The sequence below is a fragment of the Fulvivirga sp. M361 genome (assembly GCF_007097395.1).
In the GTDB taxonomy this organism is placed as follows: Bacteria; Bacteroidota; Bacteroidia; order Cytophagales; family Cyclobacteriaceae; genus Fulvivirga.
In genome coordinates, this window is the sequence record NZ_VKDC01000032.1 from 48,131 (window position 1) to 65,989 (window position 17,859).

9 protein-coding genes are annotated in these 17,859 nt (G+C 39.9%); 8 read left to right on the plus strand and 1 reads right to left on the minus strand.

Annotated elements, in window-relative coordinates; translation table 11 throughout:
* The first annotated feature begins 95 nt into the window (after nucleotides 1–95).
* Both FNH22_RS24760 and FNH22_RS24765 read left to right on the plus strand, forming a co-directional pair.
* On the plus strand, nucleotides 96–530 hold the full coding sequence (locus FNH22_RS24760) for a hypothetical protein (RefSeq protein WP_143401193.1): 435 nt from the start codon (nucleotides 96–98) through the stop codon (nucleotides 528–530).
* Nucleotides 531–553: 23 nt separating this feature from the next.
* A complete protein-coding gene (locus FNH22_RS24765) occupies nucleotides 554–868 on the plus strand; it encodes a hypothetical protein (RefSeq protein ID WP_143401194.1) in 315 nt (104 codons plus the stop codon).
* Nucleotides 869–1,447: 579 nt separating this feature from the next.
* Here FNH22_RS24765 and FNH22_RS24770 read toward each other — a convergent pair.
* The gene (locus tag FNH22_RS24770) at nucleotides 1,448–5,557 is read right to left on the minus strand and encodes an ATP-binding protein (protein WP_143401195.1); all 4,110 of its coding nucleotides are present in this window, start codon (nucleotides 5,555–5,557) and stop codon (nucleotides 1,448–1,450) included.
* Between the two features lie 225 nt (nucleotides 5,558–5,782).
* On the opposite strand from FNH22_RS24770, the gene FNH22_RS24775 reads away from it, so the two are divergent.
* From FNH22_RS24775 to FNH22_RS24800, 6 genes are all read left to right on the plus strand, one after another.
* Nucleotides 5,783–7,147 carry a Gfo/Idh/MocA family protein gene (locus FNH22_RS24775; RefSeq protein WP_143401196.1) on the plus strand — a complete coding sequence of 455 codons (1,365 nt, stop codon included), beginning with the start codon at nucleotides 5,783–5,785 and terminating at the stop codon, nucleotides 7,145–7,147.
* Between the two features lie 27 nt (nucleotides 7,148–7,174).
* Nucleotides 7,175–10,117, plus strand: coding sequence for a TonB-dependent receptor (locus FNH22_RS24780; protein WP_143401197.1), 2,943 nt, complete (start codon nucleotides 7,175–7,177; stop codon nucleotides 10,115–10,117).
* 20 nt (nucleotides 10,118–10,137) lie between these two features.
* The gene (locus FNH22_RS24785; protein ID WP_143401198.1) at nucleotides 10,138–11,793 is read left to right on the plus strand and encodes a RagB/SusD family nutrient uptake outer membrane protein; all 1,656 of its coding nucleotides are present in this window, start codon (nucleotides 10,138–10,140) and stop codon (nucleotides 11,791–11,793) included.
* Between the two features lie 71 nt (nucleotides 11,794–11,864).
* Nucleotides 11,865–15,191, plus strand: coding sequence for a VCBS repeat-containing protein (locus FNH22_RS24790; RefSeq protein ID WP_221420350.1), 3,327 nt, complete (start codon nucleotides 11,865–11,867; stop codon nucleotides 15,189–15,191).
* A gap of 1 nt (nucleotide 15,192) precedes the next feature.
* Nucleotides 15,193–16,983, plus strand: coding sequence for a DUF3472 domain-containing protein (locus FNH22_RS24795; protein WP_185154395.1), 1,791 nt, complete (start codon nucleotides 15,193–15,195; stop codon nucleotides 16,981–16,983).
* Between the two features lie 44 nt (nucleotides 16,984–17,027).
* Nucleotides 17,028–17,744, plus strand: a complete 717-nt coding sequence (locus FNH22_RS24800; protein ID WP_143401202.1) for a mevalonate kinase — start codon at nucleotides 17,028–17,030, stop codon at nucleotides 17,742–17,744.
* The last annotated feature ends 115 nt before the right edge of the window (nucleotides 17,745–17,859 follow it).

The following is a 17,859-nucleotide window of genomic DNA, read 5'->3' on the forward strand; positions in this document are numbered from 1 at the left end:
CTCAGAATGTTGACAAATCCGTACCTGTAGGTGCCTGGAAAATGTAACATTCAAACGGTAAAGAGGTTTCTTTAGACATAACAAAAATTTTAAGCATGATACACTTATTTGTAAGGAACAAATCCGTTTCAACCTTCACCAGAGTTCTGGCACTCCTAATGTTCACAGGACTGGTTTTCTTTAGCTGTGGAGATGACGATACGGTCACAAAAAAGCCACTTAGCAACGCTCTCAACAAGATCATGCCACTGGGAGCATCTCGTGTCGAAGGGGCCAGGCCGGAATTTGAAAGCTTTCGATATGAGTTATGGAAACAACTGGTGGATGGTGATTGGGATTTTGACTATATCGGGACCATGACCGATGATGCTTCTTACCCGGGACTTTCGGATATAGCTTTCGATCCGGACCATGAAGGTAGGGGAGGTTTTACTGCGGGCGAGATATTAAGTGGCATTAATGGGTGGTTGGAAAATGCCGGAACGCCTGACATTGTATTGTTCAGTTCGCCCGGAGGAATGATGCATTAACTGATTTGCCTTATGATCAGACAGTGGCTAACATTAATGAAGTAATTGACGCACTGCAAAGTGCAAACCCTGATGTGACCATGATTATTGAGCAACTTGCACCAGGCAGGTCTGATCTAATGACGCCTGAGTTGACTACTTATTTCTCGCGACTCCAACAGGAAGCACTTGTCATTGCCTCAGAAAAAACCACCCAAACTTCGAGGGTAATGGCAGTCGATATGTTTACCGGCTTTAAAGACTCTTTTTTGGCCGATGAAGTGCATTACAATGAACAAGGTGCCAGCTTTATCGCACAACGCTATTATAATGTTCTTGAGGGAGTTTTAAAGAGGTGATACGCTACTTTATATTCTGCTCGGCCGGATTCTTCTAAAATAAGAACGGAGTCTTCCCGGGCTATATAGTAAGATCATTAATAATGAGACCTTCCGTATTCGGTTCTGATGCCTGAAGCAGGCTATTTGGATGAAAATCTTTTGATGATGTGTTTGAGAGGTATGATCCCCGACTAAAACATACTGTTCCCACCTAGCCTGGGTCTGCGGCGAAGACGCGGACTAAGGAGTATTCAATAACGAAAGAGATAGCATTTTTAATGCGGCTCATCAACAACATGGACCAATTCAACACTCATAAACTATCAAAACCCAGTTTACAGGCTAAGGTGATCCTTTCTGAATTAGTATTTGACTTCTAAAATCCGTATTAAAAATGCTGGCTTTTTCGACGTGGAATCGTCGCTTGGTTCTCTTTGCAAAAGAGACTCAGTTAGGGTAAAGGATTGCTTTTAGTCTAAATAAATTGAACAGTATTACAAATGATCTACAGGGTTTGGACCTGCTACCTGAAAAGTGCACCCGGATTATAAACTCTTTTCCTGAATCAGCACTCATGGTGCCATCGCTATATGCGCACTAGGATGTGCCCGTTTCGAGCTCATACTTTTTTAGGTAAAAATTCACATCACCCATTTGCGCCTCTTTCTTAAAAGACGCGGGAGTCTTCTTGAACTCCTTTTTAAAGCATTTTGAAAAATATTTAGGATCGTTAAATCCTGACATAAAAGCAGCTTCTGAAATGTTATACCCATATTTAGTAATCAATATGGCCGCCTTTTTCAGACGAAGCAAACGCACAAAATCGACTAAGCTATGCCCGGTAAGCGATTGGCATTTTCTGTATAAACTTGAATATCCCATATTTAACGAATCAGCCAATTCTTCCATCTTAAAACCAGCGTCATCTAACCTTGAGTTTATGCTTGATACCAGATTTTCAAGAAAAACCTCATCCTGAGACTTATCAAGGTTTACTTCAGGGTTACTGATTACTTCTTTTCGATATTTTGATATGATATGTTCATGAGACGAAATGATGTTTTTTACTTTCAACAATAACTCGTTCGTATTGAAAGGCTTTCTGATGTATTCGATAGCTCCGGACTGAAGACCCGAAATTTTGGAGTTTGTAGAATTCTTGGCGGTAAGAAATATTATAGGGACATGCATAGTTCGCTGATTTTTCTGCAACTTCTCGGACATTTGAATTCCATTCAGTTTAGGCATCATTACATCACTCAATATCAGGTCAGGCAAATTGTTTTTAGCATAATAATACCCCTCTTCACCATTTTCAGCCAGAATAATGTTATACTCACCGGCTAGAAGTTCTTTTAAAAATTCCTGTAGATAGTAATTATCTTCAACGATCAAAATAGTCTTTTTGGCACGGTTCGATTCTTTCGTATTGGGAGGTACTATGGATGGAGCTAACGGCTTTGTATCAACCTCTTCAATACTCTCTGAATGTAATATTTCAGACTTACGGTATGAGCTTTTTGTTATGGGAACGGTAATCGTAAAAATAGTACCTTCCAACGATGAAGAATCAACCTCAATTGCACCTTTGTGTAAATCAATCAGATCCTTTGTTAGCGCTAATCCAATACCTGTGCCCTTATTTTTTTTCCCTACTTTGGATTGGTAAAACAATTCAAAAATATTGGTCAACTCTTTTTTAGGAATTCCGGGACCGGAATCTATGACGGATAGCTTAATACTTTTTTTTGAATTGATAGGTACAACGTTTACTTGAATATTACCTTCTTTAGGGGTGAATTTAAATGCATTTGAGAGTAGGTTATATATCACATGTTCGATCTTTTCACTGTCATACCAGGCTTCGGGTAGATTTTTAGGACAATGTATGTTAAAATCTATATGCCTTTTTCTGGCCAATTCTTTAAACGCAATGCATATTTTGTCTATATCATTGAATAAATCATTTTTCGTTACGTTGAGACGCAATTTGTCTAATTCTTTGTTTCTAATTAAAGTTAATTCGCGTCCTATTTTAGAAAGGCGGTTGGCATTGTAAGAAATAATATCCAGCCGTTGCTTCAGAAGTAAATTTCCATTTTGCCCTGCTCGTTTTAGCATATCTTCAATGGGACCAAGGATCAAAGTAATGGGCGTTTGGATCTCATGTGACATCTTGGCAAAGAAGTTCATCTTAAGCGTATGTAACTCACTTTCTTTCTTATAATTGATTTTCTCCAGAAATAGTCTTTTTCTTAATCTGTACCAACGCCAAACAGCATATAATAGCCCTCCGAAGATCAAAAGATAGGTAACATAGGCTACAGCGCTATTCCATATAGGCTGGTCAATTTGAATGTATATGGGCTTGGTGGAAATGTCCCAGACGCCTTTTCGGGTGCCTGCCTTAACTTCAAAGGTGTAGGTGCCGGGAGGAATATTCGTATAAGTGGCCAGCCTTTCTGATTGGGTTGTAATCCAGTCTTCATCAAATCCTTTTAATCGATAAGCATAGTAAAAGTTCGGATTTAGAATATTATCTATAGCATAAAATCTAAACGAAAAAGAGGATTGATCATGCTCTAATCTAAGCGAATGAACATTGAAAATTCCAGAGGTAATTTGTGAAGAAATTAACGAGCTTGCCGGCTGATTGAGAATTTCTATACTAGTTATATACAATGAGGCCTCAGATACTCTTTTTTTCAAATGCCTTGTATCAAAACTATTGAACCCCTTAATCCCTCCGAAGTACAAGGTGCCCTGTTTGTCTTTAAAAGCACTTCGAGGCAGAAAATGGTTGTCTTGCAACCCATCAGTACTGTAGTAAGTGCTTAAAACAGAGTTTTTAACATCAATATGTTTGATGCCATTAGTTGAGCTAATCCATAAATTATCATAATCATCTTTAAGAACAGCTGAGAAGTTTTGTTCATCCATAGATTCTATATGACTTAAAGACATATAGCTTTTACTTCTTGTGTTATATCGGAGCAATTTGCCATGATCGTTAATCAGCCATAATTCATTCCTATCGCCCACGACCATCGATCTCACGGATTTGATTTCGTCATGAGGGTTGGACGAACGGTCAATAAAAGTTGAATTTTCCAGGGAGCTCTCGTTTTCGACAAATTCAAAAAAACCACGATTATATAAACCTATGTAAATGGTGCCATCCCGATCTTCTAAAATACTTTCCACTATGGAATGGCCTACGGTTCCATTAGAGTCATTTTCAAAACTGGCTAATAGAACCATATCTTGAGAATATATATTTGTTGAGATATTAGAACCAACCCAAATACGTCCTTTGGAGTCTTTAAAAACAGTTCTTATATCAGTAGCTTCCTGTTTGCTGGAGTTGTAGATATTATGCTTTTTGAAAGTATTCTTTTTAGTATTATGTACCCATAATCCATTTTTGTAGGTGCCAAACCAGATGTTGGATTGATTATCTTCACTGATAGATTGAACATAGAAACCTCTGTTTAAGGCTAAGTCATTAAAGTACTGTGCTTCATTGGTGGAGCCATCTGCATTATAAGTAATACGGGTTAACCCGGCCCCATCTGTTCCTATCCATAAAACACCTGATGTACTTTTATAAATACTTAATATTCTTAAGGGAGTATTGTTTTCGGATCCACCGTGATAATAAATACTATTATTCGAATAAGGCAAAATGTTAAGCTTTCCATAATTAGTGGTGATCCAGATATTCTCACGGTTATCCTTGCTAACGTTTAATATGCTATTGCTACTGAGAGAGAATTCGTTGGCAGATTGTTTAGTGAATAGGTCTATTTCGCCGGTGGCAGTATTTATTTTATATAAACCACCACCATCCGTTCCGCCCCACATGTATCCGCTATTATCATAGAAAAGGTTTAAAAACATCTCCTTGTGAATATTGAAAACGGGACTTTTAAAAAGAGAGCTTTCTACGAACGCCTTTTTTTCTTCGTCATAAACAAAAAGGCCGTAAGTTTCTGTACCGACCCAAAGCCGATGACTATCATCTACAGCTAAAGTCAGATTTCCCGGAAAGCCTGTAAACACACCTAGCACCTCGCTTAAGTCTTTTGATTTCAGAGAATAACTGTAAATATTTCCCTGTTCTGTGCTTAAATAGATTTTATCAGTCGCCCCGATCTCCATATCATATATTTTCTCATGAGAAACGAGCTCACCAAGTGTGGTGATGCTATCCATTGATGCATTTTGAAATTGATATAAGCTTCCGTTGTCCGTAGCTAACCATACACTCTTGTCTTTGGCCATCATTTTGTTGACCTTATTGTAATTTACCAGGGGGTTGATTGCCTTAAATTTCCCGGTGGAAATGTCATACATAGATAGTAACCCATCTTTAGAGGTCATCCAGATATTTTGTTTGTGGTCAGCTATAATATCCTCTATTACATCGTTTTGCTTTTGGTTTGGAAAGATTGTACGATTGGGTATCAGCACATAATTATATCCGTCATATACTAGTATGCCAGGTCTGCATACCATCCAAATGCTACCTAGAGAGTCTTGTAAGGTTTTAGAAACATTGATAGCTCTATTGTCCAGTGAGGGGGAGAGATGACTAAAATTTGAAGGATTCTGACAACATAACAAAATAGGGCAGTATGTGAGCAAAACCGTTATGACATGGGACTTGTAAGGCATAAGATAGGTTGCTATACTGAATTTGCTCATATCCTAAATATATCAATAAACTTCATGACGAAGCAATGCTGAAAGTGTCCTAACGGGTGAATCACCTGTCATGAATTCGTCAAAAAGGTGGACAAATTATACTTGACTGCCTCGGCAGCTTAAAAAACACACCTAAATGTCAGAAAACTAGCCGCTAAATTATTAGCGCACCTGTCATATTTGAGTTTACAATATATCACTCGGGATTTTTTATTAAGGTATTATATGAGCTCAAGAAGAAAATTTGTCAAAAATGTGACACTCAGCGGTGCAGGGATATCGCTGGCCTCAAATCTCTCTTTAGGATCATCATTGGGTTTGGAAAAAGACAAACTCAAGCTCGCATTTATTGGTGTGGGCCTTAGAGGAACAAATCATTTAAATAACGCCCTGCAACGAAAAGATATAGAAATAACAGCGATCTGTGACGTTGACCCCGCGCGCAATGAAATTGCACTAAAGATGATAGGTGAGGCGGGGTTCAAAAAGCCCAAGGTATTTGGCAGCACTGATTATGACTACCGTAACCTCTTAAATATCAGCGAAATTGATGCTGTTATTATCTCTACACCTTGGCTGTGGCATACCAAAATGGCAGTAGACTCAATGAAGGCTGGCAAATATACAGGGTTAGAAGTATCAGCCGCCAACACACTTGAAGAATGCTGGGATCTGGTGAATACTCATGAAGCGACAGGATCTCATTTAATGATCCTTGAAAACGTCAACTATCGAAGGGACATTTTGGCTGTGCTCAATATGGTCAGGCAAAACGTGTTTGGTGAATTGCTTCATTTCACATGTGGTTACCAGCATGATTTAAGGCATGTAAAATTCAATGATGGCAAAACAGCATACGGCAAAGGTGCAGAATTCGGAGAAAAAGGGATTTCAGAATCGGTCTGGAGAACGCAACATTCGTTACTAAGAAATGCAGATGTATACCCTACACATGGTTTAGGTCCTGTCGCTACCATGGCGGACATTAACCGGGGAAATCGCTTTGTGTCCATGACCTCGCACTCAACAAAAGCGTTAGGGCTACACAAATACATTGTAGAAACCGGAGGAGCAGATCACCCTAATGCCAAGTTGAAATTTAAGCAAGGTGATGTGATAACATCCACAATAGAAACTTCCAATGGCGAAACAATAATAATCACCCATAATGTAAATACTCCTCATCCTTACTCATTAGGTTTCAAAGTGCAGGGCGTGCAGGGACTTACAGATTTCGACTACCACACCCAAAGAATCCATATTGAAGGAACTACCAAAGGGCATGGTTGGGAAAATATGGATTCCTGGTTCAAAAAATATGATCATCCTCTATGGAAAAAATATGGTGAGCATGCCACTGAATCAGGGCATGGAGGAATGGACTTTTTTGTACTCAATGCTTTTGTATCATCAGCTAAAGAGAATACAGCACCACCTATGGATGTGTATGACGCGGCCGCCTGGAGTGCTGTGACACCATTATCGGAGGCCTCAATTGAAAATAACGGAGAACCTCAGGATTTTCCTGACTTCACCAGGGGTAGGTGGATAAAGCGCAAACCTTACAATTGGATGAAAGAATCCTACTAAAAATCAAATAACTCTAAATCCTATAATATGAAAAAAAGTATACCTATTCTATTATTCTTTGCGCTCGGTATTGTATTCAATATACGAGCACAGACTAAAACCGTTCAAGGGACTGTTTTGGATGAAATGGGTGACCCTTTGCCGGGTGCGTCTGTGATTATCAAGGGAACATCCAAGGGAACATCGACTGACCTGAATGGAACATTTTCGTTAGAAGTCGATGAAAATGATGTTCTTATTATATCATTTATTGGGTATAGTAAGAAAGAGGTGGCTGTTTCCGGTCAAACCTCTTTAAGCATAACGTTCGATTTAGACGTTAGTACACTACAAGAAGTAGTAGTCGTTGCTTATGGCAAGCAAACCAAAGAAACGATAACTTCATCTATAGTAAGCGTAGAATCTGAAGAGCTAAAGGATATCACCACTCCTGATGTAACTTCCATGTTACAAGGTAAAGTAGCCGGTGTGCAGATTGCCGCTTCCAGTGGTTCTCCCGGAGCTACGCCTAATATTTTAATTCGTGGTTTCGCATCCCTAAATGGCAATGTTACACCGCTGTGGGTTGTTGATGGGGTCATTCAGCATAGTGTGCCTATAGTCAACCCGAGTGATGTGGCATCCATTTCGGTTTTAAAAGATGCTTCGGCTACAGCTCTTTATGGATCCAGAGGTGCTAACGGAGTTGTTATTGTCACAACCAAGCGCGGAACACTGGGCGAACCTGCCAGAGTAACTGTCAGTTCTAAACTGGCAATGAATACTTTTAATACAGGTGGTTTTGAAGTTATGGACTCACGGCAATTGTATGATTATCACACAGAGTTTGGGAATACGCAGCCATGGTTTACACAAGACTTATTGACACGTGATAATGACTGGATAGATGGTGGCACGCAGACAGGTGTAGTACAAGAGAGTAATGTGTCTTTCACTACCGCCACGGAAGATCTTAATTTATACCTTAATGTAGGATATTACAATGAAGATGGAACAGTAAAAGGCAATGAACTAGACAGGTATACTTTTCGGACAAACCTTGACTACCAAATGAACGAACGTCTGAAAATCATGCCAAAATTGGCCTTCAGTTTTGATGACAGGGACAGGGTTGCGCAGGCACCTTTGTATGAATTGTACCTGAACCTGCCATGGGATCTGCCATTTTCAGCTGATGGCACACCTGTTAATGCCAATGAGTCACAAGATTGGCTAGGTAGGGATCAACGCAATTATTTCTTTGATCAGCAATGGAATTACTCATCCAGTAGCGCCTTTAACATGAGCGCCAATTTTGATTTTGAGTTTGAGATCTTGCCAAATTTATTGTTTAGATCAATAAACAATTTCACGCTGCTGGAAGGAAAGTCTACAACATATACGGACCCTAGATCAAATGCCGGATTAGCTGATGGAGGCAACTTAAGTGAATTCGCTCAAAGCAGGTTCACAAGGCTAACCACACAGATGCTAAGCTATACTCATGATTTCGGTGTTCATTCTATTTCCGTTCTAGGTGGGTATGAGTTTAATGATTACAGATATGAAGATTTTGGAGCCACAGGAAACGGGATTATTGCCGGTGGTGAAATTTTAAATATAGCCAGTGAAACGGGAGCAATTAGCGGTTTTAAAAATGATTATGCTTTACAATCTTTTTTCCTATCTGCCGACTATTCTTTGAGCAATCGATATTTTGCTAAGGCCTCTATCCGTAGAGATGGCGCATCCAACTTTGGGCTTGATAATCAATATGGAACCTTCTTCTCGATAGGCGCTGGGTGGAACATTCACAATGAGGATTTTTTCAATGTAGAACCGGTTGATCAATTGAAGCTTAGGGTGAGCTACGGTTCAGTAGGTAACAGGCCTTCGTCTCTTTATCCATATCAGGGTACTTATAGAGTTAATACCCAGTACATTGGGACCCCTGGAGCTATCTTAGATCAATTTGGCAATCCGGATCTGGGGTGGGAAAAATCTTATGAAACTAACATTGCTTTGGACACCAGGTTCATTGATAGAGTAAATCTCACTTTGGAGTATTATAATAAGAATACCTCTGATTTGCTATACTTCGTTAGCCTACCTGATGTAACGGGATTCAGAGGCTTTTGGGAAAATGTAGGTGGTTTAAAGAATACCGGATTTGAAGCTGCAGTTTCAGGAGAGGTTGTTAAGAGTGAAAATTTCAACTGGACGCTTGGTTTCAACATCGGTGTAAATAGAAATGAAATAACAGAGCTATTTGATGATCAGACTGAAATACCTCAGGGCACTAAAATTTTTAAGGTGGGAGAAGATGCAAATGCCTGGTACATTAGAAAATGGTTAGGTGTTGATCCTGATAATGGTAATCCACTTTGGGAAGTGGTAGACCCTGTAAGTGGTGAGCGTACCGAAACAAGCAACTGGAATGACGCAACGCTTCAGGTAGTAGGTACCTCTACGCCAGATTTCGTTGGCGGGTTCAATACCAGCGTCAGTTATAAGGGCTTGTCGTTATCAGCTAATTTTGCCTTCTCTAAAGGTGGAACTATCTATAACGCATCCAGAGAATTATTTGACTCGGATGGCTTCTATTCTACATTTAATCAACAAGTGCTGGCCGATGGCTGGTCAAGGTGGAAGAATCCAGGTGATAATGCAACACATCCATTACCTATTGAAGGAGGTAACAATAATTCTAATAAGCGCTCTTCACGTTATTTAGAAGATGCTAGTTATCTAAGAATGACCAATGTAACACTGTCTTACACAGTTCCTGGGGACTTCATTAGCAGGTTAGGTTTGACGGGCCTGGAAGTATATGCAGCCGGTGATAACTTACTGACATTTACTGATTATACCGGAGTTGATCCGGCCGTTCGTGGAAACACTGATGATGAGGATCAAGGATTTTCAGGGAGCCCACGCCTTACCTATCCCATACCAAAACGTCTTGCATTTGGCGTAAACCTGTCATTTTAATACTATTTAACGGAAGTAACATGAAAAAAATAATATTAATATTATCGGTAGTTGCACTTGCATTGTGCTCGTGTGAGCTAGAGAAAAATCCGTATGATCAGATAGCGGTTGATGATTTATTTTCCGATCCGGGATCTATTGAAACCGCAACTGTAGGTAACTATGCTTTATTGAAAGGGGATGTAGGTTATGACGGCTGGGTAGATGATCTACACAGAATCTCGGAATATGCCGGGGACAACGTTACACTTAGTGGTGGTACCACTGACCATTTATTCTTTTTATATAACTATCAATCCATAACAACCAATTCCAGGGTAGAACGGTTTTGGCGTAATTCCTACAAAATAACTGTAGGCTGTAACATTATGATTGAAAGAATTATCGAGGGAGAATCAGTAGATACAGATCAGTTGTTAGGAGAAAATTACTACCTGAGAGCCTTGGTGTACTTCCAGATGGGTAATGTTTTTGGGCGACCTTACAATCAAGGTACTGACAACCTATCTATACCTTTAAAATTAACTTCATCTACGGATGACAGGCCAGATAGAAATACCATAGCGCAGGTTTATGAGCAGGTAATAAATGACTTAATAAAGGCTGAATCTTTGATGACCATTAATAAAGGGGCATCTTTTGCCTCAAAAGAGGCGGCACAAGCTTTATTGTCCAGAGTATATCTCTACATGGAAGACAATGTTAAAGCTGAAGAATATGCCAATAAGGTCATTGAATCAGGTGAGTATGCTTTGTTGCCTACATCGCAATTCTCGGAAATGAATAAGCTGACCCCCACCCAAAATTCTGAAGCTATTTTTGCCGTAACCTTAAGCAGTGCTTCTGATCTGTTAGAACCTTTTGCTGACTGGTTCACCATTGGATCATTCTACGCTACCGTTCAGGGCGCAGGTTGGGGCGAGATGTATGCCTCAAGAACTTACCTGGACCTGGTAGATAAGAATCCTGGGGACGCAAGAAGATCATTTATAGATCCACAATACTTAACTGATGATGCTGGCGAGAAAATACCGGCTGTTTACTGGGTTGATGACACATATACTTATCAATTCAGGCAGACTACGGAAAGTGGTGGAACTACTACGTTTGAAGATGATGGTAACACCTACACGGTAGAATCTGAGGAGGTAGATGGAAAAACCGTATATTTTTTTAATGGACCTGATGGTCGACAGGATGTTATCAACGATTTTGACATGGAAAAACGTAACGGACATCCAAAATTCTTCATCTTGAAAGCGTCATTACAAGAAGATGATATACACATGTGGTCACCTACCGTATCACGTCTTGCTGAAATGTATTTAAATAAGGCAGAATCCCTGGCTAAAAGATCAAGCGACCAATTAGCACTTGACAATATAAACATTCTACGAGTTCGTGCCGGTATACCGGAATATACATTAGCGGACGTTCCGGCTGGAAAAACAGTATTGGATCTGGTTCTCGAAGAACGCAGGTTAGAACTAGCTTACGAGGGTCACAGAAGATATGATATTTACAGGAATGGGCGTACCTTGGATAGAAGATATCCAGGTCGACACTTAAGTGGAGCCAATGCTTTTCTAGAGTTATCATCAACACACCCAAGGGTAGTCGAATTTATACCTGAACAACAAATTATTCTACAACCCTCTTTAAAACAGAATGATTAAAGCAAAGAGGTTTCAAGTGAGATAGAATTATATAATCTCTATTTTCTTTTCAAATTCTTCAAATGTTCAATATGAGGCAAGCTACCTTTTGCACTATTATAGTTGGATTAATAGGTTTATCATTTTCATGTAAGAAGTCTGCGCAAGAAATTCCGGCCACGAAACTGTTTACAACAATTCCTGCCGATGTTTCAGGAATTACGTTTCAAAATCGTGTTTTGGAATCGGAAAAACTGCATTACTACAAATACCAATACATCTACATAGGAGGTGGAGTAGCTGCAGCAGACTTTAATAATGATGGACTTGATGATCTGTTTTTTACTTCGAATATCTATGAGAACAAGTTGTTTCTCAATAAAGGTGATCTGCAATTTGAGGACATTACAAAGGATGCTGGTATCATAAAACGCCCTGGTTTTGATGCCGGAGTATCTGTAGTTGACGTAAACAATGATAGCTACCTAGATATTTATATCAACAGAGCAGGGTGGTATACCGGAGACGAAAAGCTTGCCAATATGCTGTATATCAACAATGGTGACCTTACCTTCACTGAACAAGCTCAAAGCCATGGGCTTGCCGACCCCAACCGATCAGTAGCCTCAACTTTTTTTGACTATGACAATGATGGGGACTTGGATGTTTACATTGCAAACACTCCGGCACAGTTTGACCTGTCCGGTGAAATACTGAATTTAAATAAGGTACAGGAAAGTAAAGAGACCCCGTTATATAAAGGCAGTGACAAACTGTATAACAATGATGGAAAGGGGTACTTCACCGATGTATCTCAACAGGCGGGAATATTGCCTGATCTTGGCTTTGGCCTTAACCCGCAGGCAGGCGATCTCAACCATGACGGCTGGCTTGACATCTACGTATCTAATGACTTTATAGGTCCGGATTTTGCCTATATAAATAATGGGGACGGCACGTTCTCTGAAAAAAGAAACGACCTCTTTAAGCATATATCACACTATAGCATGGGCAGTGATATTGCCGACCTTAATAATGATGGCCTCTCTGATCTTATGGTTTTGGATATGAGCCCTGAGGATTACATCCGTTCGAAAACCACCATGTCCATGATGTCAATTTCAAGGTTCAATGATATGGTGAAAAATGACCACCATTATCAATACATGCACAATACCTTCCAATTAAACAATGGAAATGGCACTTTCAGCGAAATAGCTAATATGTCAGGTGTGGATAAGACAGACTGGAGCTGGTCAGTACTTCTTGCGGATTTTGATATGGATGGATCAAATGATATGTACGTTACCAACGGGGTTTACAGAGATGTTGTTGACCGTGATGTGAATAATGAGATCAACAGCATAATCCATAAAAACAGGCACAACTTACAAGAAAAAGACTTCTATGACTTTACGCAAAAATTACCTCAGCAGAAGTTGGTCAACTACTTTTTTGGCAATAACGGTAACTTAACATTTGAAAATAAAACAGCCGATTGGGCTGATGAAAGACCAACCTTTTCAAATGGTGCCATATATGCGGACCTGGACAATGACGGGGATCTTGATATTGTTACCAATAACCTCAATGAAAATGCAACACTATTACAAAATAATAGCAGAGAACTCACTGCTAACAAGTTTATACAACTAACTTTTAAAGGCCCTGACAAGAATAAATATGGTGTTGGTGCTTTAGCTAAAATACGGCTTGAAGACGGTCAGCTTTTGACCCGCCAGTTGATCAATGCAAGGGGCTACTTGTCTTCAATGTCTAACAAATTACATTTCGGACTTGGCGAAAATGCGTCCGTCTCTACTATACAAATAACATGGCCGGACGGGCGACAACAAATCATTAAAAAACCAGAAATAAATCAGGCTATAAAAGTCAATTACAACGACAGTGCTTTTGAAATCTCAAATGAGGAAAATATAGAAGTTTCAAAACCATTCAAAGAAGTTCCATTAGAAGTCAAACATACCGACCCATTTTTCAATGACTACGACAAGCAACTATTATTGCCTCATAAACTATCACAAACCGGGCCGGCCTTGGCAAAGGCAGACTTAGATAATGACGGTTACGATGATGTTTTTATAGGTGGCGCTCATAATCAATCAGCACAACTACTTATGGGCACCGCAGATGGCAGCTACACTCCCCTAGTAGTTCAGAGCTTTATTGAAGACAGTGCTTTTGAAGATGTTAGTGCTTGTTTTTTTGATGCGGATAATGACGGTGATAAGGATCTGTATGTGGTAAGTGGAAGCTATGAGTTTGAAGAGAATTCATCATTGCTGCAAGACCGCCTTTACATTAACACCGGCAAGTCAAATTTTGTACGGTCTAAAGCAAGCATACCTGCTATTAATACTGCCGGTTCTGTAGTAAAAGCTGCGGACTACGACCATGACGGTGATGTAGACCTTTTCATAGGTGGCCGTGTGATTCCCGGAAAATACCCGTATGCGCCAGAAAGTCATCTACTGGTAAATACAGGAGGTAAATTCTCCGATAAAACAGACCAGCTAGCTCCAAATCTCAAAACAGTAGGAATGGTAACAAGCGCTCAATGGAGTGACATCGATCAGGATGCTGATTTAGACCTGATCCTTACCGGAGAATGGATGGGAATTGAAGTTTTTATCAACAACAACAACTCACTGTCAAAAGATGAAATCTACAACGACCTTTCAGTAACTACCGGGTGGTGGAATAAGCTATTAGTTACTGACATTGATGAAGATGGCGATCAGGATATAATAGCTGGAAATTTAGGTCTGAACTATAAATTCAAGGCATCGAAAGAGAAGCCCTTTCATGTGTATACCAATGACTTTGATAATAACGGAACAGAGGATATCGTATTGGCAAAATATTACAACTCGAAGGAAGTACCAGTGAGGGGAAAGAGTTGTACAGCACAGCAGATGCCCTACTTGCAAGAGCGAATAAAAACCTATGGTGACTTTGCCAACAGTAATGTAGAACAAATTTTAGGAGAGGGTTATCAGTCTGCCATACACTATCAAGTTATAGAGTTCCGATCAGGTATATTTCTGAATGAGAACAATCAATTTAGATTCATCCCCTTTCCTTTAGAGGCACAAATTTCACCTATCAATACTATCTTGTTTAAAGATTTTGATGGTGATCAAATTAAAGACTTGCTCATGGCCGGTAACAATCACCATGCAGAGGTAGAAACAACTCGGGCCGATGCTGGTATTGGTATTTTTCTTAAAGGGCTTTCTAATGGAAAATTCGGACATAAAAAAAATAGTGAAACAGGATTTTATGCCGATAAGGACGTACGAAACATGCTTTTATTAAGATCTCCCGAAACTCAACGGGTGATCATAGCCAACAATAACAGTAAACTCCAACTCTATTCGATAATAAATAGAAACTAACATGAAGATATATCACCAACCCTTACTCAATAGTCTCTTTTTAACAGTATTTCTACTTATGGCCGCTTGCCAGCAAGACGACCCAAAACAAGCTGAAGAAGTGGGAAAACTAGATCTGCCAATAACTATTTCCCCGGGGGGAAACAGTTGGATAGTCAATAACGTGGATAATGATCCTAACTTAATTTTTGATACGGGCATCCATAATTGGACGTCATTGCATGATGTCATTCGTACCTATTTTCACCTGAAATCAACAGGCGACCTTCATGTTGGGTTAAGTATTAAATCAGCGGAAGCCCCATCTACTATTAGTGTAACCATTGGAGAGGCATCCAAAGAAATCACCATTCAAAATACGGAATATCAAGTCATTGATGTTGGTGTATTTGAAATAACGAACTCGGGTTACAATGCTATTGATATCCAAGGACTTCAGAAAAATGGCACCTTCATAGCTGATGTCAATGGTATTCTTGTGGGGGGACCGGCCACGGTAGGCGGGGTGGCTTTTGTGCCTGATGACTTTAGCTTTCACTTTGGAAGAAGAGGACCCTCCGTCCATTTGAGCTATAAAATGCCTGAAAATAAGGATGCCTTGTACTTTTACAATGAAGTAACCGTACCTGTGGGTGAAGATGTTATAGGGTCATATTACATGGCCAATGGTTTTGGCGAAGGATATTTTGGGATACAGGTAAATTCAGAGACGGAAAGGAGGGTGTTGTTTTCGGTATGGAGCCCATACACCACCGACGATCCAACTTCGATTCCCGATGATTACAAAATAATACTGTTGGGTAAGGGAGAAGATGTGAATACAGGTCAATTTGGTGGAGAAGGTTCAGGCGGGCAGAGCTACAAGATTTTCGATTGGAAAGCGGGAAATACTTATAAGTTTTTAATAAAAGCCGAGCCTTCTGTGAATGAGTCTACTGATTACACTGCCTATTTTTATGCCCCTGAAGATAACGAATGGAAACTGATGGCCAGCTTTAGAAGGCCGCACACAACTACTTATTTAACACGTGTTCACTCTTTTTTAGAGAACTTTGTGCCCTCTACCGGTTTTATTTCGAGAAAAGCCAACTATAGCAATCAATGGGTGTACGATACTGATGGCAATTGGCATGAACTCACCAGTGCTAAATTCACAGCTGATGCAACAGCCAGAAATGAGGCACGACTTGACTATGCCGGAGGCATAGAGGGTGATGTATACTTCATGAAGAATTGTGGCTTTTTTAATGATCCTACGAGCATCGATTCTGAATTTTTCAGAACCGCCAATGGCATAAATCCTCCGATAGATTTCTCAAAACTGCCTAAACCGGAACTTCCTGTAGAACCTAAGTTACTCGATAAAAGCACATGGACTGTAATAGACTTCAGCACACAGGAAGATCAGGGTGGGGAAGGAGATACAGGACGAGCGGCAGACATCCTTGATGGAAATAAGGATACCTACTATCATTCCTGCTGGAATGGTTGCACGGCTACGCCACCACATCATATATCAATAGATATGAGCCAATCCATTAAAATAGATGGATTCCGTTTTACGCAAAGACAAACGCTTTCCAGAGCTGTGAAGGATATAGAATTACAAATCAGCTCTGACAACAACAATTGGGAAAGCCTAGGAGATTTCGTACTGCAAAAAGCTTCGGACGATCAGGATATCAACCTCTCTGAACCAAAAACATTCAGGTATTTTAAATTCATAGTGAAATCTGCGCATGATGGTGAAAGCCATGCCGCTATGGCAGAGATAAGTCCTTATTCATTTTGAGTTGATGTTCCTGTTTTAATCATAAATAAGTCAACACACATTACATGACAAGTGAAATCATATCTATAGCACCTGGCAGAACCTGCTTGTTTGGCGACCATCAGGACTACCTGGGGTTACCCATCATAGCCTGTGCCATCAATCGTCATATTAAACTAACTGCAATTGAAAATGGGCTGCAAGTGTTGAATATAAACAAACCTGATATTAATGAACAGCGTACGATTCCTATACCTGCCAAAACAGATCATGTGAAAAAGGGCGACCACATCCTATCAACTCTTAAAGTATTAAAACGGTATGGATGCATACCCAATAAGGGCTACGATATAACCATTTTAGGCAACCTGCCGATAAATGCCGGGATTTCAAGCTCATCAGCCTTGGTGGTTTCATGGGTTAAATTCCTGCTGGAAGCCTTCGGAGCAAATAATTCAATTACTCCTGAGTATGTCTCACAAATGGCCTTTGAAGCCGAAGTACTGGAGCATGGAGCACCCAGAGGAAAAATGGATCAATATAACATTGGGTTAGGAAATGTGCTATACCTGGAAACCGGTGAAGATTTTTCATATGAATTGATTCACACGCCCATTGAGGGACTGATCATTGGTGAATCGGGTATTCCAAAAAAAACAGTTGGCGTGCTGAATCACCTGAAAGAAAATGCCTTTAAGGCTATAAGCAAGGTAAAGGAGAAAGATAGGTCATTCAATATAAAAACCGCAAAAAAAGAAGATCTGGATCATTATTTAACGTGAATATCGTTTAAGCGACCAGGTATAATTGTCCATGTTTTTTTTCAAATTGTATATTAAGAGAAGGTTTTTTAGGGAAGAAGCAATAAGCAGAGAGGGCACTGATCAGGTTGATCAG

Coding starts and splice junctions, on each gene's coding strand:
- FNH22_RS24760 (WP_143401193.1), top strand. CDS start 96: ATGATACACTTATTTGTAAGGAACAAATCCGTTTCAACCTTCACCAGA.
- FNH22_RS24770 (WP_143401195.1), bottom strand. CDS start 5,557: ATGAGCAAATTCAGTATAGCAACCTATCTTATGCCTTACAAGTCCCAT.
- FNH22_RS24775 (WP_143401196.1), top strand. CDS start 5,783: ATGAGCTCAAGAAGAAAATTTGTCAAAAATGTGACACTCAGCGGTGCA.
- FNH22_RS24780 (WP_143401197.1), top strand. CDS start 7,175: ATGAAAAAAAGTATACCTATTCTATTATTCTTTGCGCTCGGTATTGTA.
- FNH22_RS24785 (WP_143401198.1), top strand. CDS start 10,138: ATGAAAAAAATAATATTAATATTATCGGTAGTTGCACTTGCATTGTGC.
- FNH22_RS24790 (WP_221420350.1), top strand. CDS start 11,865: ATGAGGCAAGCTACCTTTTGCACTATTATAGTTGGATTAATAGGTTTA.
- FNH22_RS24795 (WP_185154395.1), top strand. CDS start 15,193: ATGAAGATATATCACCAACCCTTACTCAATAGTCTCTTTTTAACAGTA.
- FNH22_RS24800 (WP_143401202.1), top strand. CDS start 17,028: ATGACAAGTGAAATCATATCTATAGCACCTGGCAGAACCTGCTTGTTT.